The 24980-nt window shown below is 72.4% G+C and carries 23 protein-coding genes; 16 read left to right on the top strand and 7 right to left on the bottom strand.

The window, feature by feature from the left end:
- The first annotated feature begins 16 nt into the window (after positions 1–16).
- Complete coding sequence (gene leuE / locus ABZ898_RS16530; RefSeq protein WP_361658517.1) at positions 17–667, top strand: leucine efflux protein LeuE; 651 nt, start codon at positions 17–19, stop codon at positions 665–667.
- A 1-nt stretch (position 668) separates the two neighbouring features.
- On the opposite strand, the gene ABZ898_RS16525 is transcribed toward leuE, so the two are convergent.
- Positions 669–2051: an FAD-dependent oxidoreductase gene (locus ABZ898_RS16525; RefSeq protein ID WP_361658514.1), complete on the bottom strand. Its 1383-nt coding sequence runs from the start codon at positions 2049–2051 to the stop codon at positions 669–671.
- A 71-nt stretch (positions 2052–2122) separates the two neighbouring features.
- Here ABZ898_RS16525 and ABZ898_RS16520 point away from each other — a divergent pair, with 71 nt between their 5' ends.
- Positions 2123–2773, top strand: coding sequence for a TetR/AcrR family transcriptional regulator C-terminal domain-containing protein (locus tag ABZ898_RS16520; protein ID WP_361658512.1), 651 nt, complete (start codon positions 2123–2125; stop codon positions 2771–2773).
- A gap of 2 nt (positions 2774–2775) precedes the next feature.
- Here the strand turns inward: ABZ898_RS16520 and ABZ898_RS16515 are convergent, their stop codons facing one another.
- The 3 genes from ABZ898_RS16515 to ABZ898_RS16505 are packed head-to-tail and all read right to left on the bottom strand — an operon-like array spanning position 2776 to position 6237.
- Positions 2776–3888, bottom strand: a complete 1113-nt coding sequence (locus ABZ898_RS16515) for an acyltransferase (RefSeq protein WP_361658508.1) — start codon at positions 3886–3888, stop codon at positions 2776–2778.
- A gap of 40 nt (positions 3889–3928) precedes the next feature.
- Positions 3929–5263 carry an alpha-2,8-polysialyltransferase family protein gene (locus ABZ898_RS16510; RefSeq protein ID WP_361658505.1) on the bottom strand — a complete coding sequence of 445 codons (1335 nt, stop codon included), beginning with the start codon at positions 5261–5263 and terminating at the stop codon, positions 3929–3931.
- Positions 5260–6237, bottom strand: coding sequence for a glycosyltransferase family 2 protein (locus tag ABZ898_RS16505; protein ID WP_361658502.1), 978 nt, complete (start codon positions 6235–6237; stop codon positions 5260–5262). The genes ABZ898_RS16510 and ABZ898_RS16505 overlap by 4 nt, the downstream gene beginning before the upstream one ends.
- Positions 6238–6435: 198 nt before the next feature.
- Between ABZ898_RS16505 and ABZ898_RS16500 the strand changes: the two genes are divergently transcribed.
- Genes ABZ898_RS16500 through ABZ898_RS16485 form a run of 4 tightly spaced genes read left to right on the top strand, consistent with a single transcriptional unit; the run spans position 6436 to position 11147 of the window.
- The gene (locus tag ABZ898_RS16500) at positions 6436–7746 is read left to right on the top strand and encodes a DUF6716 putative glycosyltransferase (protein ID WP_361658499.1); all 1311 of its coding nucleotides are present in this window, start codon (positions 6436–6438) and stop codon (positions 7744–7746) included.
- A 35-nt stretch (positions 7747–7781) separates the two neighbouring features.
- Complete coding sequence (locus ABZ898_RS16495; RefSeq protein WP_361658496.1) at positions 7782–9062, top strand: N-acylneuraminate cytidylyltransferase; 1281 nt, start codon at positions 7782–7784, stop codon at positions 9060–9062.
- Between the two features lie 11 nt (positions 9063–9073).
- Complete coding sequence (locus ABZ898_RS16490; RefSeq protein ID WP_361658493.1) at positions 9074–10012, top strand: N-acetylneuraminate synthase family protein; 939 nt, start codon at positions 9074–9076, stop codon at positions 10010–10012.
- A gap of 43 nt (positions 10013–10055) precedes the next feature.
- The gene (locus ABZ898_RS16485) at positions 10056–11147 is read left to right on the top strand and encodes a hypothetical protein (RefSeq protein WP_361658490.1); all 1092 of its coding nucleotides are present in this window, start codon (positions 10056–10058) and stop codon (positions 11145–11147) included.
- Between the two features lie 32 nt (positions 11148–11179).
- Here the strand turns inward: ABZ898_RS16485 and ABZ898_RS16480 are convergent, their stop codons facing one another.
- Positions 11180–11830 (bottom strand): class I SAM-dependent methyltransferase, encoded by a 651-nt coding sequence (locus tag ABZ898_RS16480; protein ID WP_361658487.1) that lies wholly within the window; start codon positions 11828–11830, stop codon positions 11180–11182.
- 233 nt (positions 11831–12063) lie between these two features.
- Here ABZ898_RS16480 and ABZ898_RS16475 point away from each other — a divergent pair, with 233 nt between their 5' ends.
- From ABZ898_RS16475 to ABZ898_RS16435, 9 genes are all read left to right on the top strand, one after another.
- Positions 12064–13290 (top strand): M20 family metallopeptidase, encoded by a 1227-nt coding sequence (locus ABZ898_RS16475; RefSeq protein ID WP_361658485.1) that lies wholly within the window; start codon positions 12064–12066, stop codon positions 13288–13290.
- Positions 13291–13587: 297 nt separating this feature from the next.
- Positions 13588–14640, top strand: a complete 1053-nt coding sequence (locus ABZ898_RS16470; RefSeq protein WP_361658482.1) for a BMP family ABC transporter substrate-binding protein — start codon at positions 13588–13590, stop codon at positions 14638–14640.
- Positions 14641–14789: 149 nt separating this feature from the next.
- On the top strand, positions 14790–16376 hold the full coding sequence (locus ABZ898_RS16465; RefSeq protein WP_361658987.1) for an ABC transporter ATP-binding protein: 1587 nt from the start codon (positions 14790–14792) through the stop codon (positions 16374–16376).
- Positions 16373–17500 (top strand): ABC transporter permease, encoded by a 1128-nt coding sequence (locus ABZ898_RS16460; RefSeq protein WP_361658479.1) that lies wholly within the window; start codon positions 16373–16375, stop codon positions 17498–17500. Before ABZ898_RS16465 ends, ABZ898_RS16460 begins: the two co-directional genes overlap by 4 nt.
- On the top strand, positions 17500–18786 hold the full coding sequence (locus tag ABZ898_RS16455; protein ID WP_361658476.1) for an ABC transporter permease: 1287 nt from the start codon (positions 17500–17502) through the stop codon (positions 18784–18786). Before ABZ898_RS16460 ends, ABZ898_RS16455 begins: the two co-directional genes overlap by 1 nt.
- Complete coding sequence (locus ABZ898_RS16450) at positions 18783–19178, top strand: cytidine deaminase (protein WP_361658473.1); 396 nt, start codon at positions 18783–18785, stop codon at positions 19176–19178. The genes ABZ898_RS16455 and ABZ898_RS16450 overlap by 4 nt, the downstream gene beginning before the upstream one ends.
- Positions 19179–19248: 70 nt before the next feature.
- Positions 19249–20532 (top strand): thymidine phosphorylase, encoded by a 1284-nt coding sequence (locus tag ABZ898_RS16445; RefSeq protein WP_361658984.1) that lies wholly within the window; start codon positions 19249–19251, stop codon positions 20530–20532.
- A gap of 96 nt (positions 20533–20628) precedes the next feature.
- The gene (locus ABZ898_RS16440) at positions 20629–21213 is read left to right on the top strand and encodes a Uma2 family endonuclease (protein ID WP_361658470.1); all 585 of its coding nucleotides are present in this window, start codon (positions 20629–20631) and stop codon (positions 21211–21213) included.
- A 10-nt stretch (positions 21214–21223) separates the two neighbouring features.
- Positions 21224–21604 carry an STAS domain-containing protein gene (locus tag ABZ898_RS16435; RefSeq protein WP_361658467.1) on the top strand — a complete coding sequence of 127 codons (381 nt, stop codon included), beginning with the start codon at positions 21224–21226 and terminating at the stop codon, positions 21602–21604.
- Here the strand turns inward: ABZ898_RS16435 and ABZ898_RS16430 are convergent.
- Both ABZ898_RS16430 and ABZ898_RS16425 read right to left on the bottom strand, forming a co-directional pair.
- Entirely contained in the window at positions 21488–22501 is a 1014-nt protein-coding gene (locus ABZ898_RS16430; RefSeq protein WP_361658464.1) for a sigma-70 family RNA polymerase sigma factor, read from the bottom strand. The genes ABZ898_RS16435 and ABZ898_RS16430 overlap by 117 nt on opposite strands.
- Before the next feature lie 130 nt (positions 22502–22631).
- Positions 22632–23960, bottom strand: a complete 1329-nt coding sequence (locus ABZ898_RS16425) for an MFS transporter (RefSeq protein ID WP_361658461.1) — start codon at positions 23958–23960, stop codon at positions 22632–22634.
- A gap of 63 nt (positions 23961–24023) precedes the next feature.
- On the opposite strand from ABZ898_RS16425, the gene ABZ898_RS16420 reads away from it, so the two are divergent.
- Positions 24024–24977, top strand: coding sequence for a LysR family transcriptional regulator (locus tag ABZ898_RS16420; RefSeq protein ID WP_361658459.1), 954 nt, complete (start codon positions 24024–24026; stop codon positions 24975–24977).
- The last annotated feature ends 3 nt before the right edge of the window (positions 24978–24980 follow it).

The following is a 24980-nucleotide window of genomic DNA, read 5'->3' as shown; positions in this document are numbered from 1 at the left end:
TGCGACACTCGCTCTCATGTTCGGCGTCATCGATCTCCCCGCCTACCTGGCCGGGCTGCTGCTCATCGTTCTTCTTCCGGGGCCCAACTCCCTGTACGTGCTGTCCGTGGCCGCCCGTAAGGGGATCAGGCCGGGGTACACGGCGGCGGCCGGGGTGTGGTGCGGGGACACCGTGCTGATGACGTTGTCCGCGGCCGGGGTGGCCTCGCTGTTGCAGGCCAACGCCGTGCTGTTCGGGATCGTGAAGTACGCCGGGGCGGGCTATCTGACCTGGATGGCGGTCGGGATGCTGCGAGCCGCCTGGCAGATGTGGCGGACCCGGCGTGAGGCGGTCGTGGCGGAGGCCGTCGAGGAGACGCCGGAGGCCGAGCGGCCGTTCCGGCGGGCGCTGGTGGTCAGCCTGTTCAACCCCAAGGCGATTCTTTTCTTCGTGGCCTTCTTCGTCCAGTTCGTCGATCCGGGCTACGCCTACCCCGCGCTGTCCTTCGTCGTCCTCGGCGCCTTCGCCCAGATCGCCAGCTTCCTCTACCTCAGCGCCCTGATCTTCAGCGGCACCAAGCTGGCCGCCGCGTTCCGCCGCCGCAGGCGGCTCTCGGCGACGGCCACCTCCGCGGCCGGGGTGCTCTTCCTCGGCTTCGCGGTGAAGCTGTCGCTGGCGGCCGGGTAGTTCAGCCCAGGCCGACACGGGTGAGGTAGCCGTCCAGGCCCTCGGCCGAGTCGCCCGCCCAGCCCACGTATCCGTCCGGGCGGACCAGGAACACGCCGGGGCCGTACGCGGCGGGCAGCGAGCGTATGCCGGGGTGCTCGGCGCCCAGCAGGGTCCAGTGCGGGCCCCGGAAGGCGTCGAAGAGGCGGACGCCGTCCACCGTGGCGTCCGGGGCGCGGTCGCCCGCGCGGACGCCCGTGGGCTCCGGCCGGGTGTCCTCGCTCAGGGTGGAGTCCGGGTATCCCAGGCCGAGCTGGACCGTGGCCTTCCCCCGCTGGATCTCGCCCCGGTGCACGCCCGTCGAGAGGTCCAGCATCGCGGCGGCTACCGCCCGGCGCTCCTCCTCGTAGGTGTCCAGCAGGGCGTCCGGGGCGCCGTCGCGCAGTACCGCGCCCAGCTTCCAGCCCAGGTTGTAGGCGTCCTGGACGCTGGTGTTCAGGCCCTGTCCGCCCGCCGGGGAGTGGACGTGGGCCGCGTCCCCGGCGAGGAACACCCGGCCCGCCCGGAACCGGTCCGCGAGCGCGGCCCGCGGCCGGAACTCCGAGGCCCAGCGCACCTCGGTCACGTCCTCGGGGTCCAGATGCGTCCCGGCGCCGACCAGCTTGCGCAGGCCCTCCAGGGAGAGGTCCGCGCTCGCGCCCTCGGGCAGGCGCGCGGCGAGCTGGAAGTCGTCGGTACCGGCCAGCGGGCACAGCATCAGGCCGGTGCCGTCCTCGCCGGGGAAGGCGTGCCAGTACTCCCGGTCCAGCCCGCACACCCGTACGTCGGCGACGAGGAACGGGCTCGGGTCGACCGTCTCCCCGGTCATGCCGACGCCCACCGCGCGCCGCACCGCCGAGCGGCCCCCGTCGGCCGCCACCAGATACCGGGCGCGGACCGCCGTACCGTCCGCGAACCGCGCCGTCACGCCCTCGGCGTCCTGCTCCAGGCCGGTCAGTTCGCGGACGAAGGCGACCCGGCCGCCGAGTTCCGTCAGCCGGGCGTGCAGCACCTCCTGCGTGCGCCACTGGGCGACCATCAGCGGGTCGGTGTGAGGAGCGCCCTCGGTCGCCTCCACCGGCTCGAACATCGTTTGCACGCCGACCTGTTCGCCGTCCCGCCAGATCATCCGGGGCGGGTACGGGCCTCCGGCCGCGCGGATCGCGTCCAGCACGCCGAGGTCGTCGAAGACCTCCTGGGTGCGCGGCTGGACGCCCTTGCCGCGAGAGCCGGGGAACAGCGCGCCGGCCCGCTCCACCACCAGCGCGTCCACCCCGCGCCGGGCGAGGTCCACCCCGAGGGTCAGCCCGGTCGGACCGGCCCCCACCACCAGCACGTCCACATCCGCATCCATCGGGGTATTCATCGCAGATCTCCTTAACGTTGTTAAGTGCTGTCCCTCAGGAGCGTGCCCTTAACGTTGTTAAGCTGTCAAGCGTGAGTACGGAACGACGCGCCCCCCTCGACCGCCGCAAGGTCGCCGACACCGCGCTGCGGCTGCTGAACGAGACCGGCCTGGACGGGCTGACCCTGCGCGCCATCGCCCGCGAGCTGGACGTCAAGGCACCCGCGCTGTACTGGCACTTCAAGGACAAGCAGGCGCTGCTCGACGAGATGGCGACCGAGATGTACCGGCGGATGGCGGCCGACGTGGTGCTCGACCCCGCCGACAGCTGGCAGGACCGGCTGCTGGCGGCCTGCCGGGGCCTGCGCGACGCGCTCACCGGCTACCGCGACGGCGCCAAGGTCTTCAGCGGCTCCCGCTTCACCGGCACCGAGCACGCCCCCGCGATGGAGGACCACCTCCGCGTCCTCACCGGCGCCGGCTTCACCCTGGCCCAGGCCGTGCAGGCGATGCGCACGGCGAACATGTACACCATCGGCTTCGTCACCGAGGAGCAGGGCGTACGGCCGCTGCCCGGCGAGCGGCGCGAGGGGTACGACATCGGGGAACGCGCCCGCCGCATGGCCGAGTTCCCGCTCGCCGCCGAGGCGGGGAAGCTGCTCTTCGAGGGCTACGACGAGCAGTTCGAGGAGGGGCTCGGGCTGGTCGTGGCCGGGATCGAGGCGACGTACGGCATCCGCTGACCTCAGCTCTTGAGCGCCCGGCGCAGCCGGGGCCCCAGCGGCTTCTCCACGAACCGGTGCAGCAGCCACGCCAGCACCAGCATCCCCGCCACCGTCAGCCCCAGCGTCGGCCAGGGCGCGAGCCCCAGCCCCCGGTGCAGCACCCGTACGGCGAACCAGCCCAGGTGCTCGTGCACCAGGTAGAACGGGTACGTCAGCGCACCCGCCGTCACCAGCCAGGGCCAGGACGCCCACCGGGTCCACCCCAGCGCGACCGCCGCCACCGAGGCGAAGGCCAGCGTGACCACCGCGACGATCACCACCGGATGCCGGGTGAAGTCGCCCTGCGCCCCTGGATGCCACAGCCCGCGCACGGCGGCGCTCTGCCCGAGCAGCCAGGACATCGCCACCAGGCCCCACGGCAGCGGACCGCTCCCGAAGCGGTGGACCAGGTACAGCGCGAGTCCGCCGATGAAGAACGGCGCGTACTCCGGCATGACCACGGCGTCGGTGAGGGCGTTGCCGGAGGTGGTGGAGATCGCGGCGGCCAGCGTCCAGACGGAGGCGAACAGCACCACCCGCCGGTAGGTCGCCCCGCGCCACACCACGAACAGGGCGAACAGCGCGTAGAACCGGACCTCCGCCCACAGCGTCCAGCACACGCCCAGCACCCGGGAGGCCCCCATCGGCTGCTGGAGCATGGTCAGGTTGACCAGGAACTCGTCCACCCGGACCGGGCGCACCACCACCGGCAGTACGCAGGCCGCCCCGGTGACCAGCACCAGTGCCACCCAGTACGCGGGGTACAACCGGGCCACGCGGGAGCGGAAGAAGTCGCCGAGGGTGCGGCCCCAGCCGCTCATGCAGATCACGAAACCGCTGATCACGAAGAAGAACTGCACGCCCAGACAGCCGTAGGGGGCGATCTGGGACAGGCGGGGGAAGACCTCGGACGGGCTCTGGTGCCAGGACTCCGAGATCGTGCCGCCGCGCCCGGCGTAGTGGTACAGGCACACCATCAGCGCGGCCACGAGCCGGAGCCCGTCCAGGGCGAGCAGCCGCCCCCGCGCCCCGGTGGCAACCGGCTGAGAGAGGTTGGGGGACGGGGCCGGGGCGAGCGGTGACGTGGCGGTCATCTGTGCAGTCCTAGGCGTGAGTCGGTCGGCGGCGGGCGGCTCAGCCGCGGGCGGTGCGGCGCAGCCCGCGCGCCCGGCGGGCCACCCGGCGGACGGTGGCGTTGCGCGGGATGAACGCGAGCTGCGCGGGCACCCCGCCGGGCAGCCCCAGCACGGTCAGCCGGCGGCGCTTGAAATAGCGCAGGGTGGCCGGACCCGGGCGGCGGGCGAGGAAGCTCTCCGCGTCGCCGCGCAGCCGGGGCAGGATCTTCGGCTGCATGGCGAAGCCCACCGCGCGTACCAGCGCGCCGAGTTCGGCCACCTCCGTCCCGCGCCGCCCCTCGGTGACGGCCGCCCGGTCGCTCAGCTCGGGCAGTAGCGCGTCGACCACGGTGACCGGGACCCGGTTGCTGTTCTCGTACGGCGCGAGGCGCTCCAGCAGGGTCGCCGTGCCGACCCGCGCCACCGGCAGGCCGTACAGGGTGGCGGCGGTCAGCAGGGCGGTGGAGAAGCAGCCGACGACCAGCGCCGGGCGCGTCCGCTGGTACAGCACCTCGGCCAGCACCGGGGTGTCCAGCACCGTGAGGTCGGCCCCGAGCCGCTCCGCCTCCTCCTCCAGGGTGCGGGCGTAGCGGGCCGGTGCGGTGGGGTGCGGCTTGAACACCACGCGGCGGTGGCCCAGTTCGACCGCGCCCCGCAGCATCCGGACGTGCAGTGCCTCCTCCTCGTCCGGGGTGAGGATGTCCAGCGCGGACAGGTACTGGCCGAGCAGCAGGGCGGGTTCCCCGACCGGGGGCACGTCGTCGGCGGTGTACGCCAGTTCGGCCAGCACCTTGGTGAAGGCGGCCGAGGGCACGATCTCGGCCGGGACCCCGAACTCGGTGAGCAGCAGGGGTTCCAGGCCCGGCACCAGGTCGAGGTGGAGCAGCCGGTCCACGCGGGTCCCGACCAGCGGGTCGATCTTGTTGCGGGTGGGGCCGTAGCTCATCAGGCCGTCGGCGTAGACCGTGACCGGGGCGCCGGTGAAGATCTGCGCCAGCGCCAGCGACGGGTTGACCTGGATCGACTCGACCGCCAGCTCCACATGGTCGTCGCCCAGTTCCCACTCGTGGCGGAAGTACCGCTGCCACAGCGGCATGTCGTCCACGCGGGGCAGCCAGCCGCCGGGGTGGAAGGGGTGGATGGCCGCGTTGTACGACAGCACGTCGTCGAAGCGGTCGCGCAGCCGCTCGAAGCCGGGCATCTCGTCCAGCGCCGGTGTGGTCTCCGGGGTCGCCGCGTTGTTGCAGACCAGCAGCACGCGCCGGTCGGCGGGAGGGAAGCAGCCTGAGTCGAGGGCGGCGGCCAGCGTGGCGACGCCGTACAGCGTGGACGCCTGGAAGATCTGGGTGGTCACGCGGCGGCCCCGGCGGGGGAGGGGCGGCGGCGCAGCCGGCGCAGGCGTCCGGCGCGTTCGAGGTCCATGGAGTCCAGTGCCTCGTTCAGCACGTCCTGCGGCATGCGCCGCAGCGCGGCCGCGCTCAGGGATTTCAGTTTCCGTGCCACCGGGGCCTCGAACCTTTCGATGCTTCCCAGATGGTGGGAAATGATCGCGCAATAGGTGCGCACGGCTTTCGGCAGCAGTTCTTCCGCGTCCCGGTCGGCGGCCGTCTCCGCTATGACCTGGTCGAACGCGCGCAGGAAATCGAGCTGGCGCACATCGCCGATCTGGGTCAGCGAGGAGGCGACCCCGCGCCGGTAGAAAACGCCGAGCAGCCCGATGACGGCGAAGGATTCCGCCTCCCGGTGCAGCCGCCAGATCCACGGCCGGTCCTCCGCCGTGCGCAGCCCGTCCGTGAAGTGCAGCAGCCCGCGTTCGGCGAGCCGCCGGTGGTAGATCCCGGCCCAGGCGTACGCGTAGTCCACCGACGTGGACCGGTCGGCGGGCAGGATGGCCGCCCTCGGGTCCAGGACGACACCGCGCCGCCCGTGCGGCACCCGGTGCACGGACCGGGCCCGCGCGGTGCACTGGACGTGGTCGGTGCGCAGGAAGTCGCAGCCCAGGTCGTCCATGTGCGCGACCAGCCGGTCGTAGTAGCCCGGGGCGAGCCAGTCGTCCCCGTCGAGGAACGTCAGGTACTCGCCGCGCGCCCGGTCGATCCCGGTGTTGCGGGCGGTCGCCAGTCCGCCGTTGCGCTCGTGCCGGACCAGGACCGCGCCCGGCAGTTCGCGCCCGGCGCGTTCGAGAACACCCGGCGTCCCGTCGCGGGAACAGTCGTCCACGAGAATGAACTCGTAATCGTCCCGCGCGTTCGCACGAAGACTCCTCAATGTGTCCGGCGCGTATTGCTGCACGTTGTAGAACGGCACGATGACCGAGAGCTTGACCACGCCGAGGACGTTAGGGCGGGGCCCGGCATTCGCGTCGACGCACGCCTTGATACCGGGTGAACGACGTGTGGCGAAGCCGTGAACCGGGTTTCCGGCACGGCAGTTCCGGGCCCGAATCCCCAAGCGTCGATGTGCTGTTAACCATTTGTTGAGTTCTGGTTGGGCGGGACCTACGAATGGCTTCCTAGCGTCTCCGGCGTGCCAGCAAGTGCAACGAAGTCCCTCAGGATCGCCGTCCTCGCGGATTCCGACACCCGGTGGAAGTGGGGCGCGCTCACCGCGCGCCGCCTCGCCCCCGCCGGCGCCGGTGTCCGGCTCGACGGCCACCTCCTGCGCGGACGAGCCACCCCGACCGCCCGCCAGCTCGGCGAAGTGGGCGTACGCGCCGACTCCCTGCGCGAGGTGACCGGCGTCGAGTTCCTGCGCGCCGTGAGCGAGGAGCCCTACGACCTCCTCGTGCTCGCGCTGGTCGGCGGCGGTGTGCAGGCGATGCTGCACGGGCTGCGCCACGGCCAGGGCCCGGGCAGGCGTCCCGTGGTCGTCACCGGCTATGTCGGCGTCGTCTACGAGAAGCTCGCCGACGGGCTGCTCCTGCGCCACGGCGCGGACCTGGTCCTGGCCAACTCCGCCCACGACGCGGACCGGTTCCGGGCCGTGTACGAGGGGGTGGGCGCCGACGCCTCCGCGGTGACCGAGGTCGCGCTGCCGTTCCTCGGCGGGGCGCCCTACACCGGCCCGTACGAGCCCCGCACGGTGGTGTTCGCCGCCCAGCCCTCCGTCCCGGACCGCCGCGAGGACCGCGCCTACCTGCTCGACCGGCTCATCGGGCACGCCCGCGCGCACCCCGAACGCGAGGTGCTGCTCAAGCTGCGCTCCAAGCCGGGCGAACACACCACCCACATCGAGGAACTGCCGTACCAGAAGCTGGCGCAGGGCAGGGACCTGCCCGCCAACTTCCGCCTCGTGTACGGGCACATGGGCGAAGTGCTCGACCGCACCGACCTGCTGGTGACGGTCAGCTCCACGGCCGCCCTCGAAGCCCTGCACCGGCGGGTCCCGACGGCCGTCCTCACCGACCTCGGAGTGCGCGAGGCGCTCGGCAACCACCACTTCACCGGCTCCGGGTGCCTCGCCTCCTGGGACCAGCTCGACGCCGGCCACCTCCCGGCGCCGGACGATCAATGGCTGGCCCGGCAGGGGGTCGCCGCCGACGGCTCGTACGAGAACGCCTTCGACGCGGCCCGCGCGCGCATCACCGCGCTGCTCGCGCGGCCCGGCGGCCTGCCGCCCCTCGCCCCCTACTACACCCGTGAGACCGCGCCCGGCTATCTGCCCGGCATCCTCGCCCGCCACCACCTCGGCCCCGACGGCGCACCGCTGCCCGGCGCGCCCGCCGCCGACAAGGCGCCGGGAGCCGTCCGGCAGGTCGTGCGCCGCGCCGCCCGCGGCGCCTACCGGCACGGCGTCCAGCGGGTCGCCCCGGTGATCCGGCGGATGGGCGAGCTGTGACCACCGCACCCTCTTCCTCCCAAGGAGCTGACCCCATGACCCACTGGCCCGCCGATCCGGGCGACCCGCCGCGCCGGGTGCTCGCCGTGATCCCGGCGCGCGGCGGCTCCAAGGGGGTGCCCGCCAAGAACCTGGCCCCCGTGGGAGGCGTCCCGCTCGTGGCCCGCGCGGTGGGCGCCTGCCTGGCCGCCCGCGCCGTCACCGACGTGGTCGTCTCCACCGACGACCCGGCCGTCGCGGCGGCCGCCCGCGCGGCCGGCGCCGAGGTCGTCACCCGGCCCGCCGCCATCGCCGGGGACACCGCCACCTCCGAGGCCGCCGTCCTGCACGCGCTGGACGCCTTCGAGGAGCGCGCCCGGGCCAGTGCCGACGTGGTGCTGCTCGTGCAGTGCACCAGCCCCTTCCTGCTCGCCGACGACATCGGCCGGGTCGCCGAGGCGGTCACCCTGCACGGCGCGGACACCGCCGTCACCGTCGCCCCCTTCCACGGCTTCGTCTGGCGGGACGGCGCCCCCAACGAGCCCGCCGGCCCCAGCGAGCCCGGCGTGTCGGGCGGCTTCGGCGTCAACCACGACAAGGCCGTACGCCCCCGCCGCCAGGACCGCCCCCAGGACCTGCTGGAGACCGGCGCCGCCTACGCGATGGACGCCGCCGGCTTCCGCGCCCACCGGCACCGCTTCTTCGGCCGCACCGAACTCGTGCGCACCGATCCCGCCCGCGTGCTGGAGATCGACGACCCGCACGACCTGGCCCGCGCCCGCGCCCTGGCCCCGCTGCTCGACACCGCCCCGGCGGGCGCGCTGCCCACGCTGGCCGACGTCGACGCGGTCGTCCTCGACTTCGACGGCACCCAGACCGACGACCGGGTGCTGATCGACACCGACGGACGGGAGTTCGTCTCCGTGCACCGGGGCGACGGGCTCGGCATCGCCGCGCTGCGCCGCGCCGGGGTGCCGACGCTGATCCTGTCCACCGAGCGGAATCCCGTCGTCGCCGCCCGCGCCCGCAAGCTCAGCCTTCCGGTGCTGCACGGCATCGACCGCAAGGACATCGCCCTCAAGCAGTGGTGCGAGGAGCAGGGCATCGCCCCCGAGCGGGTGCTCTACGCGGGCAACGACGTCAACGACCTGCCCTGCCTCGCCCTCGTCGGCTGGCCCGTCGCGGTCGCCGACGCCCACGACGCCGTACGCGGCGCCGCCCGCGCCGTCACCACCGTCCCCGGCGGCCGCGGTGCCGTGCGGGAGATCGCGGGCTGGCTCCTCGGGCCCTCCCTCGACACCCTTCCCGACCCCCTCCCCACCTCCCACAGCAAGTAAGGAACCCCCTCATGAGCACCAACTCCCGCATCCGCAGCTTCGGTTCGCGCGAGGCCGGCCCCGGCCGCCCGGTCTACGTCACCGGCGAGATCGGCATCAACCACAACGGTGAGCTGGAGAACGCCTTCAAGCTGATCGACGCCGCCGCCGAGGCCGGCTGCGACGCCGTGAAGTTCCAGAAGCGCACCCCGGAGATCTGCACCCCGCGCGACCAGTGGGACATCGAGCGCGACACCCCCTGGGGCCGCATGACCTACATCGACTACCGCCACCGCGTGGAGTTCGGCGAGGACGAGTACCGCCAGATCGACGCGTACTGCCGGGAGAAGGGGATCGACTGGTTCGCCTCCCCGTGGGACACCGAGGCCGTCGCCTTCCTGGAGAAGTTCGACGTCCCCGCCCACAAGGTGGCCTCCGCCTCCCTCACCGACGACGAGCTGCTGCGCGCCCTGCGCGCCACCGGCCGCACGGTGATCCTCTCCACCGGCATGTCGACCCCGCGCCAGATCCGGCACGCGGTCGAGGTGCTGGGCAGCGACAACATCCTGATGTGCCACGCCACCTCCACCTACCCGGCGCAGGCCGAGGAGCTGAACCTCCGCGTGATCAACACGCTGGAGAAGGAGTACCCGAACGTCCCGATCGGCTACTCCGGCCACGAGACCGGCCTGCAGACCACGCTGGCCGCCGTCGCGCTGGGCGCCGTCTTCGTCGAGCGCCACATCACCCTCGACCGCGCCATGTGGGGCTCCGACCAGGCCGCCTCCGTCGAGCCGCAGGGCCTGGTCCGCCTCGTCCGCGACATCCGCGCCATCGAGGCGTCCCTCGGCGACGGCGTCAAGAAGGTCTACGACTCCGAGCTGGGCCCGATGAAGAAGCTGCGCCGGGTCTCCGGCGTGGTCGCCGAGGCGGAGATCGCCGCCGCCGCGGGCGAGCCGGTCGCGGTCTGACCCCGCACACCCGACTGCTCTACGACGGGACGGTCGCACCCCCATGAGCCCTCGCGCCGGACATCCCGGCCCCGCTGCCCGCACGCTCGCCTTCGTGGAGAGCCCGGTGCAACTGCTGAACGTACTGGAGTGGGCCCACGCGGGCGGGGTGCCCGCGCGCGAGGGGGCCGGGGCGGAGCTGACGCTCGTCGTGCTGGCCCCCACCGACCCCATGACCCGGGGCCAGCTGCGCCGCATGGCCGACCTGGCCCGGGACGAGGGGTACGACGTGCGCTGGGAGGAGGCGCGGGGCGGGGCGACCGCGCCGTTCCGCACCGTCGGCGCGCTGGCCGGGGCGCTCAGGCGGGCCGGGCGGATCGTCATGGGCGATCCCTTCTCCCGGTACGTGCAGCTCCTGCTGACCGTCACCGGCGCGCCCGAGCTGGTCGTGGTGGACGACGGCACCGCCACCATGGAGTTCGTCGCCCAGCTCGCCCGCGGCGAGCGTCTGGTGCGCTGGCACCGCAAGGGCGGCACGCCCGGCCCCCGCGACCTGCTGTTCGCCCCGGTCGCCGCCACCGCCCGGCGCCGCCTCAGCCCGAGCGGCGGCCGGCGCGTGGAGGTCTTCTCCGCGATGCCGGTGACCGAGGCCCCGGACGGTGTCACGGTCACCGTCAACGACTTCGCCTGGACCCGCGCCCGCTTCGGCCCGCCGCGCGTCACCCGGAGCGCCGACATCGTCGGCACCTCCCTGGTGGAGACCGGCGTGGTCGACGCCGACCGCTACCTCGCGGCCGTGGCCGCCCTGGCCGTCGCCCACGGCGCCACCCGCTATTTCGCCCACCGCCGCGAGAGCACCGCGAAACTGCACCGCCTGGCCACCGGGACCGGCCTGGAGATCGTCCGCCCCGACCTCCCCCTGGAGCTGATCGCCCGCCGGGGCCCCATCGGCGCCGCCGTGCTCAGCTTCCCCTCGACGGTCGTCCACACCCTCCCCCTGGCCCTGCGGGGCACCGGTGTCCGGGTGGCGGTCTGCGACATCGACCCCGCCTGGCTCACCGCCCACGCCTCCCCCCGGGCCCAGGGCTTCCTGTCCGGCGTGACGGGCACGGCCCGGAACACCCACCACCTGACGACGGTGACCCCGGGGAACTGAGTACGGGCCCCCAGCCCTCGGCCCCCGAGACCTCAGCCCTTGCGCGCCAGTACGAACCCCCGGGCGCGGGACTCCGTGCCCTGTGGCTCCCGTACCACCGACGCGACCAGGCCGAGGCCCGCCGCCGTGAGCGCGGCGGCGACGGTGGCCGGGGCGCGGAAGTGGTAGTCGAGGTCGATCTCGTGGCCGAAGCGTTCCGTCAGGTGCATATGGCCGGCGTCACCGGTCTGGAAGGCCAGCAGGACGGGCGCGCCGGGCCGCAGCGTGCGGTGGAACTCGGCGAACGCCCTGGGCAGCGCGTCGTCGGGCACGTGGATCGTGGAGTAGAGGGCGAGGATGCCGCCCAGGGTGGTGTCCGGGAGGTCCAGGGCGGTCATCGAGCCGACGTGGAAGCGCAGGTGCGGGTGGGCCCCGCGGGCCAGGGTCACCATCGCGGGGGAGAGGTCCACCCCGAACACCGGCACGCCGAGGCCGTCCAGCAGCGCGGTGACATGCCCCGGCCCGCTGCCCAGGTCGGCCACCGGGGCCGGGCCGTTGTCCTTGACCAGCTCGGCGAAAGCGCTGATCAGGGAGCGGTCCAGGGGGTGGGCGAGGCCCGAGGGGAACCGTTCGGCATAGTCCTCGGCGATCGCGTCGTAGGACGAGCGGGTGGTGTGCAGGAAGTCCGCTGCGGTGTCGGTCACGCCGCCGCACCCTACCGGCGCCGCTCGGCCGCACGGGTCCGGTCCCTGGACAAACCGAGCGCGAGAGCGGGAGGCGTGGTATCCGTGGAAGGAGAAAGAAAGGTTTTACCCACCCCAGTCCGCCGCCATGCGTCCGCCGGTCAGATTTTCTTCCCTCTCCAGGGCTGAACTTTTGTTGATCGAGGGTCAGTTGACCGTCCGGGCGTCCTACCCTTCAGAGGGTGAACCGATTGATGACCCGAGAGACCGTTGCCGACCTCCCCGGTGCTGTGCTCCCCGGCGCGCTCAGCGAATCACTGCACGCCGAACTCGTGGCCTTCCGCCGCGACTTGCACATGCACCCCGAGCTGGGCAACCAGGAGTTCCGTACGACCGCCGCCATCAAGGAGCGGCTGGAGCGGGCCGGGCTCAAGCCCCGCGTCCTGATCACCGGAACCGGGCTCATCTGCGACATCGGGCACGTGGAGGGCGAGCGCTCCGACGTACCGCTGCTGGCGCTGCGCGCCGACATCGACGCGCTGCCCATCCCGGACACCAAGGACTGCGCGTACCGGTCCACCGTGCCCGACCGCGCCCACGCCTGCGGCCACGACGTGCACACCACCGTGGTGCTCGGCGCCGGCCTGGTCCTCGCCGACCTGCACGCCAAGGGGCTGCTGTCCCGCCCGGTGCGGCTCATCTTCCAGCCCGCCGAGGAGCAGCTCCCCGGCGGTGCCCTGACCGCCATCGCCGACAACGCCCTGGAGGGCGTCGGCCGCATCCTCGCCCTGCACTGCGACCCCCGGGTGGAGTGCGGCAAGATCGGCCTGAGGCACGGCCCGATCACCAGCGCCTGCGACCGCCTCGACGTCGCCCTGGACGGCCCCGGCGGCCACACCGCCCGCCCGCACCTGACCACCGACCTGGTCACGGCCGCCGCCCGGGTCGCCACCGACGTGCCCGCGGTCATCGCCCGCCGCGTCGACACCCGCAGCGGCCTCGCGCTGACCTGGGGCCGTATCGAGTCGGGCCACGCGCCCAACGTCATCCCGCAGCACGCCGAACTCTCCGGCACCGTCCGCTGCCTGGACCTCGACGCCTGGCGGGACGCGCCCGACATCGTGCACGCCGCCATCGACGAGGTGGCCGCCCTGCACGGCGCCAAGTCGGAGATCACCTATGTGCGCGGGGTGCCGCCGGTCGTCAACGACCGCGACTCCGCCGAGCTGCTGCGCCGCGCGATGGTCACCCGCTGCGGGCTGGACTCGGTGGAGGGCACCGAGCAGAGCCTGGGCGGGGAGGACTTCTCCTGGTACCTGGAGCACGTGCCCGGCGCCATGGCCCGCCTCGGTGTCCGCCGCCCCGGCGAGCGGACCGTGCGCGACCTGCACCAGGGCGACTTCGACGCCGACGAGAACGCCATCACCATCGGCGTCGAGCTCTTCACCGCGGCCGCGCTGATGGCGTCGCCCGACGTGTGAGCAGGCCCCTCGCCGCACTGCCCGGACGTCCCCCGCACGCACGCGGGGGCCGTCCGCGCAACACATCCGCAGGCCATTCGTATCCGCCCCGCAACAAAGGGGCCCAGGGCTTGGTAGATCGAGTTCAAGTGCCGTTTGCCTCGGTTCGATAACGGCTGCCCGAGAGGTGTTTTTCTGACATCTACGCGCGTTACGATGCCGCGAAGCCGACGCCGACGGGGCGTCTCGGCCGGGGCGTCGTCAGACGCTCCCACCAAGCGCCATGGTGGCGCTCAGGTCAGGTGAAGGAGCCTTCCCGTGCGCCGGGTAGCCAAGCTTTCCGCTGCGTGTATAGCCACCGCAGCCCTCGCCCTTTCTGCCACGGCCTGTGGCAGCACCTCCTCCGAGAACGACAAGGACTCCTCGTCCGGCGACGGCAAGGGCGTCAAGATCGGTCTCGCCTTCGACGTCGGCGGCCGTGGTGACCGTTCCTTCAACGACTCCGCCGCGCGCGGTGCCGACAAGGCGAAGGACGAGTTCGGCGGTTCCGTCAAGGAGCTGACCGCCAAGACCACCGACACCGAGGCCGACCGCGAGCAGCGCCTCTCCGACCTGGCCGACGCGGGCTACAACCCGATCATCGGTGTCGGCTACGCGTACGCGCAGTCCATGGGCAAGGTCGCCAAGAAGTACCCCAAGACCAGCTTCGGCATCGTCGACTCGGTCGTGGACGCGCCCAACGTCGACAGCATCACCTTCACCGAGGAGCAGGGCTCCTACCTGGCCGGTGTCGCGGCCGCGCTGAAGACGAAGAAGTCGTACGTCGGCTTCATCGGCGGCGTGGACGTCCCCCTGATCAAGAAGTTCGAGGCGGGCTACGTCCAGGGCGTCAAGGACACCAACCCCAAGATCAAGGTCGACACCCAGTACCTGAGCCACGGCACGGACACCTCCGGCTTCGCCAGCCCCGACAAGGGCAAGGAAGCCGCGCAGGGCATGCTGGACAACGGCGCCGACGTGATCTACTCCGCGGCCGGCTCCTCCGGCAACGGCGCGATCGAGGCCGTCAGCGGCAAGAAGGGCGCCTGGGCCATCGGCGTCGACTCGGACCAGTACAACATCCCGGGTCTCGCCAAGTACAAGGCCTCGATCCTCACCTCGATGGTCAAGAACGTCGACCTCGGCGTCTTCGACTTCGTGAAGTCCGTCCACGACGGCAAGTCGCTGGCCGGCGTCAACAGCTACTCCCTCGCCAAGAACGGCGTCTCGCTGTCCACCAGCGGCGGCTTCATCGACGACATCCAGCCCAAGCTGGACGCCGCGAAGAAGAAGATCGTCGACGGCTCCACCAAGGTCAAGACCACTCCGTGACCTGATGGGTCCAGCAGGACCTCGGCTCGGCGTGGGGGCGCCACTCGGTGCTCCCCGCCGGGCCGTAACAATGTGTCAACTCTACGCGTGTAGTACCGAGTTGTCGCGCTAGCGTCGCCGACGCCCGGCTTCCCTGCCGCATCCCCCGCATCCCCCTTCCCCGAGGAGAGTGCGCCATCAACGCGTCCAGCCCTCCCGCTGCCGTCGAACTGCGCGGCATCACCAAGCGTTTCCCCGGCGTCGTCGCCAACCGCGACATCGACATCACCGTCCGCGCGGGCACCGTCCACGCCCTGTGCGGAGAGAACGGCGCCGGCAAGTCCACCCTGATGAAGATCCTCTACGGCATGCAGCAGCCGGACGAGGGCACCATCACCATCCACGGCGAGCAGGTCACCTTCGGTACCCCCGGTGACGCCATCGCCCGCGGCATCGGCATGGTGCACCAGCACTTCATGCTGGCCGACAACCTCACCGTGCTGGAGAACGTCGTCCTCGGCGCGGAGAAGCTGCACGGCATCGGCGGCAAGGCCCGCAAGAAGATCAGGGAGATCTCCGAGGCGTACGGCCTCGGCGTGCGCCCCGACGTGCTCGTGGAGCAGCTCGGCGTCGCCGACCGCCAGCGCGTGGAGATCCTCAAGGTCCTCTACCGCGGCGCCAAGACCCTGATCCTGGACGAGCCGACGGCCGTGCTGGTGCCCCAGGAGGTCGACGCGCTCTTCGACAACCTGCGGGAGCTGAAGGCCGAGGGCCTCACCGTCATCTTCATCTCGCACAAGCTGGGCGAGGTGCTGTCGGTCGCCGACGAGATCACCGTCATCCGGCGCGGCACCACGGTCGGCACGGCCGAGCCGCGCACGACCACGCCCAAGCAGCTCGCCGAGCTGATGGTAGGCAGCGAGCTGCCCACGCCCGAGACGGAGGAGTCCACCGTCACGGACGTCGCCCTCCTCGAGGTCGCCGGGCTGCACCTGGCCCAGACCGACCTGGACGGCATCGAGCGCGTCATCCTCGACGCGATCTCCTTCACCATCCACAAGGGCGAGGTCCTCGGCATCGCCGGTGTGGAGGGCAACGGCCAGTCCGAGCTGGTCGAGGCGATCATGGGCATGCGCGCCCCGGACGCGGGCACCGTCGTCCTCGACGGCGCCGACGTCAGCCACGTCCCCACCCGCCGCCGCCGCGAGGCCGGCATCGGCTACATCCCCGAGGACCGCCACCGCCACGGCCTGCTGCTGGAAGCGCCGCTGTGGGAGAACCGCATCCTCGGCCACGTCACCGAGCGCCCCAACTCCCGCCGGGGCCTGCTGGACCCGAAGGCCGCCCGCGCCGACACCGAGCGCATCGTCGCCGAGTACGACGTGCGCACCCCCGGCATCGACGTCACCGCGGCCTCGCTGTCCGGCGGCAACCAGCAGAAGCTGATCGTCGGCCGCGAGATGAGCCACGCACCCAAGCTGCTCATCGCCGCCCATCCCACGCGCGGTGTGGACGTCGGCGCGCAGGCCGCGATCTGGGACTACATCCGCGCGGCCCGCCGCGACGGACTCGCGGTCCTGCTGATCTCCGCCGACCTGGACGAGCTGATCGGGCTCTCCGACACCCTGCGGGTGATGTACCGGGGCCGTCTGGTCGCCGACGCCGACCCCGCCACCATCACGCCCGAGGAGCTGGGCTCCGCCATGACGGGAGCGGCCTCCGGCCACCTGGAGCACATAGAGGACGACGCGCGATGAAGAAGCTGACCTCACGGATCGACAAGGAGCGGCTGCTCCTCGGGATCGCGGCGCCGCTGCTGGCCGTCGTCGCCGCGCTCCTCGTCACCGCCCTGGTGATCCTCGCGACCGGCAAGAGCCCCGGCGCCGCGTTCAGCGACATGGTGACGTACGGCTTCGCGGCCGACAGCCAGGTCTACATCCTGAACAAGGCGACGACCTACTACCTCGCGGGTGTCGCGGTGGCCATCGGCTTCCGCATGAACCTGTTCAACATCGGTGTCGACGGCCAGTACCGGCTCGCCGCGTTCGTCGCCGCCGTCCTCGGCGGCGCGCTGACCGTGCCCGGCTGGCTCGCCATCCCGCTGATCATCCTGGCCGCCATGGCGACCGGCGCCCTGTGGGCGGCCATCGCCGGCATCCTCAAGGTGACCCGCGGTGTCAGCGAGGTCATCGCTACGATCATGCTGAACTCGATCGCCACCGCGATCATCGGCTACCTGCTCCAGCCCAGCCAGCTCGGCCAGCTCGACGAGGCCGGCACGCTGGTCTCCACCAAGCCGCTGCCGGAGTCCTCCTGGTTCTTCCAGATCGACACCGGCCCGGCCGGCATCCTGTGGGGCTTCATCGTCGTCGCGGTGATCGTCGGCTTCGGCTACTGGTTCGTGCTCGGCCGCACCCGGTTCGGCTTCGACCTGCGCACCGTCGGCCAGTCCGAGACGGCCGCCGCCGCGAGCGGTGTGGGCGTGAAGAAGATGATCGCCACCAGCATGATCATCTCGGGTGCGGTGGCCGGCCTCATCGGCATGCCGACCCTGCTCAACGACAGCCACCGGTTCAGCAACGACTTCCCCGCGGGCATCGGCTTCACCGGCATCGCCATCGCGCTGCTCGGCCGCAACAACCCGGTCGGCATCGCGCTGGGCGCCCTGCTGTGGGGCTTCCTGGAGCGCACCACCAACCACCTGGAGTTCCAGGGCTACGACAAGGAGATCCTCGGCGTGATCCAGGGCGTCATCGTCCTGTGCGTCGTGATCGCCTACGAGGTCGTGCGCCGCTACGGCCTCAAGCGCCAGCAGCAGCGGGTCGGCGCCGAGCTGGCCGCCCGCGCCGCCGCCCCGAACGAGATGCAGGAGGTGGCGTGATGACCGCCACGATGACGGACGCGCCGCCGCCCGCGGCGCCCAAGGCGGACGACGCCGCCCGGCCCGCGGGCCGTTCCCTCAGCCGGATTCTCATGGTCGTCGGCGGCGCGCTGCTGCTCGTCGCCGTGGTCCGCCTCATCACGGGCGCCGACCAGCTCACCTCCGAGGGCCAGGTCAGCGCGGCCCTCGGGCTCGCGGTGCCGATCGGGCTCGCGGGTCTGGCGGGCCTGTGGTCCGAGCGGGCCGGCGTGGTCAACATCGGCCTCGAGGGCATGATGATCCTCGGAACCTTCGGCGCCGGCTGGATCGGCTGGCAGTCCAGCCCCTGGCTCGGCCTGGTGTGCGGCATCGGCTTCGGCGTCATCGGCGGCCTGGTGCACGCGGTCGCCACCGTGACCTTCGGCGTCGACCACATCGTCTCCGGTGTGGCGCTCAACCTGCTCGCGCTGGGTGCCACCCAGTACCTGGCCAAGATCTTCTTCGCCGAGGGCCCGGCCGCCGAGGCGGGCGGCAACCCGAAGCAGTCCCCGCCGGTGGAGTCGCTCGGCGACGTCACGGTGCCCGGACTCTCCGACGCGCTGCACTCGGTCGAGCAACACCACTGGTTCCTCATCTCCGACATCGCGGGCATTCTCGGCGGTATGGTCACCGACGTGTCCGTGGTCACGATCCTCGCCGTGCTGCTCTTCGTGGGCAGCTGGTGGGTGCTGTGGCGGACCTCCTTCGGCCTCCGGCTGCGCTCCTGCGGTGAGAACCCGGTCGCGGCGGAGTCCCTCGGCGTGAACGTGTACCGGTACAAGTACGCGGCCGTCGCCGTCTCCGGCGGTCTCGCCGGGCTCGGCGGTGCCTTCCTCGCGCTGGTCACCTCGCACACCTACCTGGAGGGCCAGACCGGCGGCCGCGGTTACATCGGTCTCGCCGCGATGATCTTCGGCAACTGGCGTCCGGGCGGTCTCGCCATGGGCGCCGGCCTGTTCGGCTACTCCGACGCCCTCCAGCTCCGCAACGGCGGCGTCACCGTGCACGCCCTGCTGCTCCTGCTGGTCGTGCTGCTCGCCGCCCTCGCGGGCTGGAAGCTGTACCGCAAGGCGTTCTGGCAGGGTGCGATCAGCGCGGTCATGGCCGTGGCGGTCCTGGCCTGGTACCTGCTCACCGACGAGGTCCCGAGCGACTTCGTCGGCGCCACCCCGTACGTCGTCACGCTGCTGGTGCTGTCGCTGTCCGCGCAGCGGCTGCGGATGCCGAAGGCGGACGGCATGCGGTACCGGAAGGGACAGGGCAAGTGACGACCGGGTTCGACTGGGAGGCGCTGCGTGCCGAGGCCCGCGAGGCCATGGCCCACGCGTACGCCCCCTACTCGGGCTACCCGGTCGGCGTGGCCGCCCAGGTCGACGACGGCCGCACGGTCACCGGCTGCAACGTGGAGAACGCCTCCTACGGGCTCGGCCTGTGCGCCGAGTGCGGGCTCGTCTCGCACCTCCAGCGCACCGGCGGCGGCCGCCTGACACACTTCACCTGTGTGGACGGCACCGGCGCCCTCCTCGTGCCGTGCGGCCGCTGCCGCCAGCTCCTCTTCGAGTTCGGCGGGCCCTCGCTGCTGCTGGACACCCCCGAGGGCGTCCTCCCGCTCTCCGAGATGCTTCCGCAGGCGTTCGGCCCGGACCATCTCACCAAGTAAGTCCGTGCGGCCCCCTTGCTCGTTTCGCGAGCACGGGGGCCGTACATCTGCACCTCCCGGAAGGAACTCCCTGGCCATGGACGCCATCTCCGTCATCCGCAGCAAGCGGGACCGCGCCGCACTGACCGACGAGCAGATCGACTGGGTCATCGACGCGTACACCCGCGGCGAGGTCGCCGACTACCAGATGGCCGCCCTCAACATGGCCATCCTGCTCAACGGCATGGACCGCCGGGAGATCGCCCGCTGGACCGCCGCCATGATCGCCTCCGGCGAGCGCATGGACTTCTCCTCGCTGTCCCGCCCGACCGCCGACAAGCACTCCACGGGCGGCGTCGGCGACAAGATCACGCTTCCGCTGGCCCCGCTGGTCGCCGCGTGCGGCGCGGCCGTCCCGCAGCTCTCCGGACGCGGCCTCGGCCACACCGGCGGCACCCTGGACAAGCTGGAGTCCATCCCCGGCTGGCGCGCGCTGCTCTCCAACGAGGAGATGCTCTCCGTGCTGGACGGCGTCGGCGCGGTGATCTGCGCGGCCGGCGACGGTCTGGCCCCGGCCGACAAGAAGCTGTACGCCCTGCGCGACGTGACCGGCACGGTGGAGGCGATCCCGCTGATCGCGTCGTCCATCATGTCGAAGAAGATCGCCGAGGGCACCGGCTCGCTGGTGCTGGACGTGAAGGTCGGCTCCGGCGCCTTCATGAAGAACATCGAGGACGCCCGTGAGCTGGCCTCCACCATGGTCGGCCTCGGCACCGACCACGGCGTGAAGACGGTCGCCCTGCTCACCGACATGTCCACCCCGCTCGGCCTCACCGCGGGCAACGCGCTGGAGGTCCGCGAGTCCGTCGAGGTCCTCGCGGGCGGCGGCCCGGCGGACGTCGTCGAGCTGACCCTCGCGCTGGCCCGCGAGATGCTGGACGCGGCCGGCCTCAAGGACGCCGACCCGGCGAAGGCGCTGGCCGACGGCTCGGCGATGGACGTGTGGCGCCGCATGATCGCGGCCCAGGGCGGCGACCCGGACGCGGCCCTCCCCGTGGCCCGCGAGCAGCACGTGGTCGTGGCCCCCGCCTCCGGCGTCCTCACCCGCCTCGACGCCTACGACATCGGCATCGCCGCCTGGCGCCTGGGCGCGGGCCGCGCCCGCAAGGAGGACCCGGTGCAGGCGGGCGCGGGCGTCGAGCTGCACGCGAAGCCGGGCGACCCGGTGACCGCGGGCCAGCCCCTGTTCACCCTGCACACCGACACCCCGGACCGCTTCGGCTACGCCCTGGAGGCGACGGAGGGCTCCTTCGACATCGCCCCGGCCGGCACCGGGTTCACTGCTTCGCCGGTGGTGCTGGGACGTATCGCCTGATCAGGGGACTTCTTCGTTCGGGTGAACGGGATCGGTGGACCTCCGCCGGTCCTGTTCGCCATGCTGGGATCGGTGACGCACTGATTGGAGACCGCCATGAGGGGACTCACCGTGAGCCAGGACCCCGACCGGATTTGGGACGACCTTGTCCGGTTCTGGGACGAGTCGGACTGGCCCGAGGGCAGCAGGGTGGAGATCATCGAGGGGATCGTCACCGTGTCGCCCACTCCCGAGAACCAGCACAATTCCATCGTCGAGCTGATTCAGAGCCGCTTGTACCGGGAGATCCCGGACGGGTGGGGGATCTACCAGACGCAGTCACTCGCCGTGCCGTCCCGGTTGGGCATGTTCATCCCGGACCTCGTGGTCGCCCCGAGAAGCGTGGTGAAGGCACCGGGCAACTACATTCCCGCTGCTGCGGCAGACCTCGTCGTCGAAGTCACCTCGAAGTCCAACGCGCGTCACGATCGGGTCGGCAAGCCCGCCGCGTATGCCTCGGCCGGCATTCCCTACTACCTGCTGATCGACCGCTGGGCGCAGGGCGGACCGACCATCACGCTCTATGGCGAGCCACAGAGGGACGTGTACCGGGTACTGCACGCGGGCAAGTTCGGGGACGAGTTCCACCTGCCGGAGCCCTTCAACCTCAGGCTCGACACCAGCGAGTTTCCCGTGGACTGACCGCCGTGCGATGAGTTACGGATGTCCCCCCGGTCTACCCGACGTGGACCCCAAGACCGACCCCGTGCTCGTGCTGCGTGGCCCCGTCACCCGGGATGGGGTGGCGGGGCTGTGTGATGTGGTGCGGGGGCTGGTGATCAGGGGCGGGGTCGTCGTGTGTGACGTGGCCGGGCTGGGGCCGCCCGGGCTCGGGCATGTCGATCTGCTCGCCCGGCTGGAGCTGGCCGCCCGCCGGGGAGGTGGGCGGATACGGCTGCGGGACCCCGACCCCGCGCTACGCGCCCTGCTCGGTCTCGTCGGGCTCGGCCTCCAGGTGGAGGGGGAGGTCGAAGAGGGGGAACCAGCGGGGGGTGTCGAGGAAGCAGTGGAAACCGGTGATGCGGCCTCCTGAGATCTCCAGGACCTGGACCGCCCACGGGCTGAAGCCGCCCTTCTCGGGGTCGGGCTTGTAGTGGGCGAAGCCGGGGAGGCCGTTGACCTCGACCGGGACGAGGCGGGAGCCCGCGCAGGAGGCGCCGATGGTGGACATGAAGCCGGTGATGTCGGTGGGGCCGAGCAGCCAGAGGTCGAACGGCGGCATCGTCATCACCGCGTCCTCGTGGAGCAGCGCGGTCAGAGCCGTCATGTCGTACCCCTCGAACGCCTTCACATAGCGCTCCAGGAGCTGCTTCTGCTCCTCGTCCAGCGGGTCGGAGACGGCGGCCTCGGCGCCGGTGTCCGACCGCTCGGCGAGGGTGGCCCGCGCCCGCTGGAGGGCGCTGTTGACCGAGGCGACCGTGGTGTCCAGCAGCTCGGCGACCTCGCTGGCCCGCCAGGCCAGGACCTCGCGCAGGATCAGCACCACCCGCTGCTTGGGCGGCAGCTGCTGGAGCGCCGCCATGAACGCCAGCCGGATCGACTCGCGGGCCACCGCCGCCTCCGCCGGGTCGGTCACCGCGGGCAGCACCCGCGCGTCTGGCACCGGCTCCAGCCAGGTGTGGTCCGGGCGCGGGGAGAGCGCGGCCCGCGCGAGCGGGCTCGGCTCGCTGAGGTCCATGGGGCGGGCCCGCTTGTTGCCCGCGGCCAGCATGTCCAGGCAGACGTTGGTGGCGATCCGGTACAGCCACGACCGCAGACTGGAGCGGCCCTCGAACTTGTCGTAGCTCCGCCAGGCCCGCACCAGCGTGTCCTGGACGGCGTCCTCGGCCTCGAAGGACGAGCCGAGCATGCGGTAGCAGTACCCGGTCAGTTCGGTCCGGTGCTTCTCCAACGCGACATCGAGGTCCGCCGTCGCCGTGCCGTCACCCATCGTCCACCCACCCCTGTGGCCGTCCCGTACGCGCGCCGTCGCGCCCCAGTACTCCGGAAGCTACCGCAGCCCACTGACAATGGCCCCCGGAGTGGGGAAACCCGCAGATCCGGCGGGTGCGCGCACCGGGTCAGTGCGCCGGTACGGCCTCCCGGCGCGCGGCGGTGCGGGCCGCCAGGGTGCCCAGCGCGGTGATGGCGACGACACCCAGGACCGCGAGCAGGCCGACGCCGACCGTGCCCGTCCAGCCGCCGGAGTGGAAGGCGAGCGCGCCGACCGTGCTGCCCGCGCTGGAGCCGATGTAGTACGACGACTGGTACAGCGCGGTGGCCTGCGCGCGGCCGTGCGTGGCCGTCTTGCCGACCGCCGAGGAGGCGACCGCGTGGCCCGCGAAGAAGCCGGCCGTGATCAGCACCAGGCCCAGCAGGACCAGCGGCAGCGACGGCGCCAGCGACAGCAGCAGGCCCGCCGCCGTGGTGCCGCCCGCCGCGTACAGGGCGCCCCGGCGGCCGAGACGGCCCACCAGGCGGCCCGCCGACGACGCGGAGACCGTGCCGACCAGGTACACCAGGAAGATCGAGCCGATGATGCCCTGCGGGAGCGAGAACGGCGCCGCGGTCAGGCGGTAGCCGATCACCGTGTACACCCCGCCGAACACCGTCATGAACAGCGCGCCGATCGCGTACAGGCGGCGCAGCAGCGGCGAGGAGAGGTGGTCGCGGACCGCGCGGGCGAGCACACGGGGGCGCAGCGAGCCCGCCTCGAAGTGCCGGGGCGCGGGCAGCAGCAGCCGGAACGCCACCGCGCAGCCCACCGCGACCACGCCGATCGCGCCGACGGCGACGCGCCAGCCCCACTCCTGCGCCACCCAGCCGGTGATCACCCGGCCGCTCATGCCGCCGACGCTGTTGCCCGCGACGAACAGGCCGATCGCCGTGACCAGCGCCTTCGGCCGGACCTCCTCGGCCAGGTACGCCGTCGCGGAGGCGGGCAGCCCGGCCAGCGCCGCTCCCTGCAGGGCCCGCAGCGCGACCAGCGCGCCGATGGACGGCGCGAACGGCACCAGCAGCCCGATGCTCACGGCGACCAGCAGGGACGCCGTCATCACGGTCCGGCGGCCGAACCGCTCCGACAGCGCGCTCATCGGCAGCACGAACAGGGCCAGCCCGCCGGTCGCGGCCGCCACGGTCCAGCTCGCCTCGCCCGCCGCGACGCCGTAGTCGTCGGAGATCAGCGGCAGCAGGGCCTGGGTGGAGTAGAGCAGCGCGAAGGTCGCCACGCCCGCGAGGAAGAGGGCGAAGCTCATCCGGCGGTAACCGGGGCCGCCGGGCGTCAGCCGCGAGTCGGTGGCCGGGGCCGGGTTCGGGGCCGGGGCCGGGGCCGGGGAGGGGGTCTCGGGGGAGGGGAGGGGCGTGCGGGCGTCCACGCGGATGGACGCCTCGGTACTGGCGGGAGACATGCCTCGAAACTAAGGACGCGACCACTCATCCGTCCAATGCATGGAATCGTCATAATCGTTCCCATGGAGCATCAGCACAGGTCACAGCGGCGCCTGTCACCATCCGGTGACACAGAAGACATGGCGCTGCTGCTCGCGCCGCGCCTCGCCTACTTCGCCGGGGTGGCCCGCACCGAGCACGTCACCCGGGCCGCGCACGAGATGAACGTCCCGCAGTCCACCCTGTCCCGCGCGATGGTCCGGCTGGAGCAGGACCTCGGGGTGGACCTGTTCACCCGGCACGGCCGCACGGTCTCCCTCACCCCGGCCGGCCGCACCTTCCTCGGCTCGGTGGAGCGCGCCCTCGCCGAGGTCGAGCGGGCCGCCGAGGAGGTGCGCGCGGACGCCGACCCGGCCACCGGCAAGGTCGCCTTCGGCTTCCTGCACACCATGGGCCCCGAGACCGTGCCCGGTCTGCTCCACGCGTTCCGCGCCGACCATCCGCGCATCCGCTTCAGCCTGGTGCAGAACTACGGCGAGGCCATGCTGGAGCGGCTGCGGGCGGGCGAGCTGGACCTGTGCCTGACCTCCCCGGTGCCGGACGCGCCAGACCTGGTCGCCCGGCGGCTGGACGAGCAGAAGCTCCGCCTGGTCGTCCCGGCCGACCACCGGCTGGCCGGGCGCCGCCGCATCCGCCTCGCCGAGGCGGCCGACGAGACCTTCGTGACCCTGGAGCCCGGCTACGGCCTGCGCCGCATCACCGACGACCTGTGCCGCGAGGCGGGCTTCGGGCCGAAGGTGGCCTTCGAGGGCGAGGAGACGGAGACCCTGCGGGGTCTGGTCGCCGCCGGTCTCGGGGTCGCCCTGCTGCCGCCGCCCACCGTGCCCCGGCCGGGCGTGGTGGAGCTGACGGTGACCGCGCCGAGGGCGGTCCGCGAGATCGGCGTCGCCTGGCTGGCGGGCCGCCCGGACACCCCGCCGGTGGCCGCCTTCAAGAAGTTCCTCCTCTCCAGGAGGGGCAGCCTGCTGCCCTCCTGAACC

Source organism: Streptomyces sp. NPDC046860, from assembly GCF_040645115.1.
In the GTDB taxonomy this organism is placed as follows: Bacteria; Actinomycetota; Actinomycetes; order Streptomycetales; family Streptomycetaceae; genus Streptomyces.
Note: the sequence above shows the minus strand (reverse complement) of the source record. Positions and strands in the feature narration are given on the sequence as shown.

Bases quoted from the DNA above. Each gene is read 5' to 3' on its own strand.
- leuE (WP_361658517.1), top strand. From the start codon at position 17: ATGTTCGGCGTCATCGATCTCCCCGCCTACCTGGCCGGGCTGCTGCTC.
- ABZ898_RS16525 (WP_361658514.1), bottom strand. From the start codon at position 2,051: ATGAATACCCCGATGGATGCGGATGTGGACGTGCTGGTGGTGGGGGCC.
- ABZ898_RS16515 (WP_361658508.1), bottom strand. From the start codon at position 3,888: ATGACCGCCACGTCACCGCTCGCCCCGGCCCCGTCCCCCAACCTCTCT.
- ABZ898_RS16495 (WP_361658496.1), top strand. From the start codon at position 7,782: ATGACCCACTGGCCCGCCGATCCGGGCGACCCGCCGCGCCGGGTGCTC.
- ABZ898_RS16490 (WP_361658493.1), top strand. From the start codon at position 9,074: ATGAGCACCAACTCCCGCATCCGCAGCTTCGGTTCGCGCGAGGCCGGC.
- ABZ898_RS16485 (WP_361658490.1), top strand. From the start codon at position 10,056: ATGAGCCCTCGCGCCGGACATCCCGGCCCCGCTGCCCGCACGCTCGCC.
- ABZ898_RS16475 (WP_361658485.1), top strand. From the start codon at position 12,064: ATGACCCGAGAGACCGTTGCCGACCTCCCCGGTGCTGTGCTCCCCGGC.
- ABZ898_RS16460 (WP_361658479.1), top strand. From the start codon at position 16,373: ATGAAGAAGCTGACCTCACGGATCGACAAGGAGCGGCTGCTCCTCGGG.
- ABZ898_RS16455 (WP_361658476.1), top strand. From the start codon at position 17,500: ATGACCGCCACGATGACGGACGCGCCGCCGCCCGCGGCGCCCAAGGCG.
- ABZ898_RS16440 (WP_361658470.1), top strand. From the start codon at position 20,629: ATGAGGGGACTCACCGTGAGCCAGGACCCCGACCGGATTTGGGACGAC.
- ABZ898_RS16435 (WP_361658467.1), top strand. From the start codon at position 21,224: ATGAGTTACGGATGTCCCCCCGGTCTACCCGACGTGGACCCCAAGACC.
- ABZ898_RS16430 (WP_361658464.1), bottom strand. From the start codon at position 22,501: ATGGGTGACGGCACGGCGACGGCGGACCTCGATGTCGCGTTGGAGAAG.
- ABZ898_RS16425 (WP_361658461.1), bottom strand. From the start codon at position 23,960: ATGTCTCCCGCCAGTACCGAGGCGTCCATCCGCGTGGACGCCCGCACG.
- ABZ898_RS16420 (WP_361658459.1), top strand. From the start codon at position 24,024: ATGGAGCATCAGCACAGGTCACAGCGGCGCCTGTCACCATCCGGTGAC.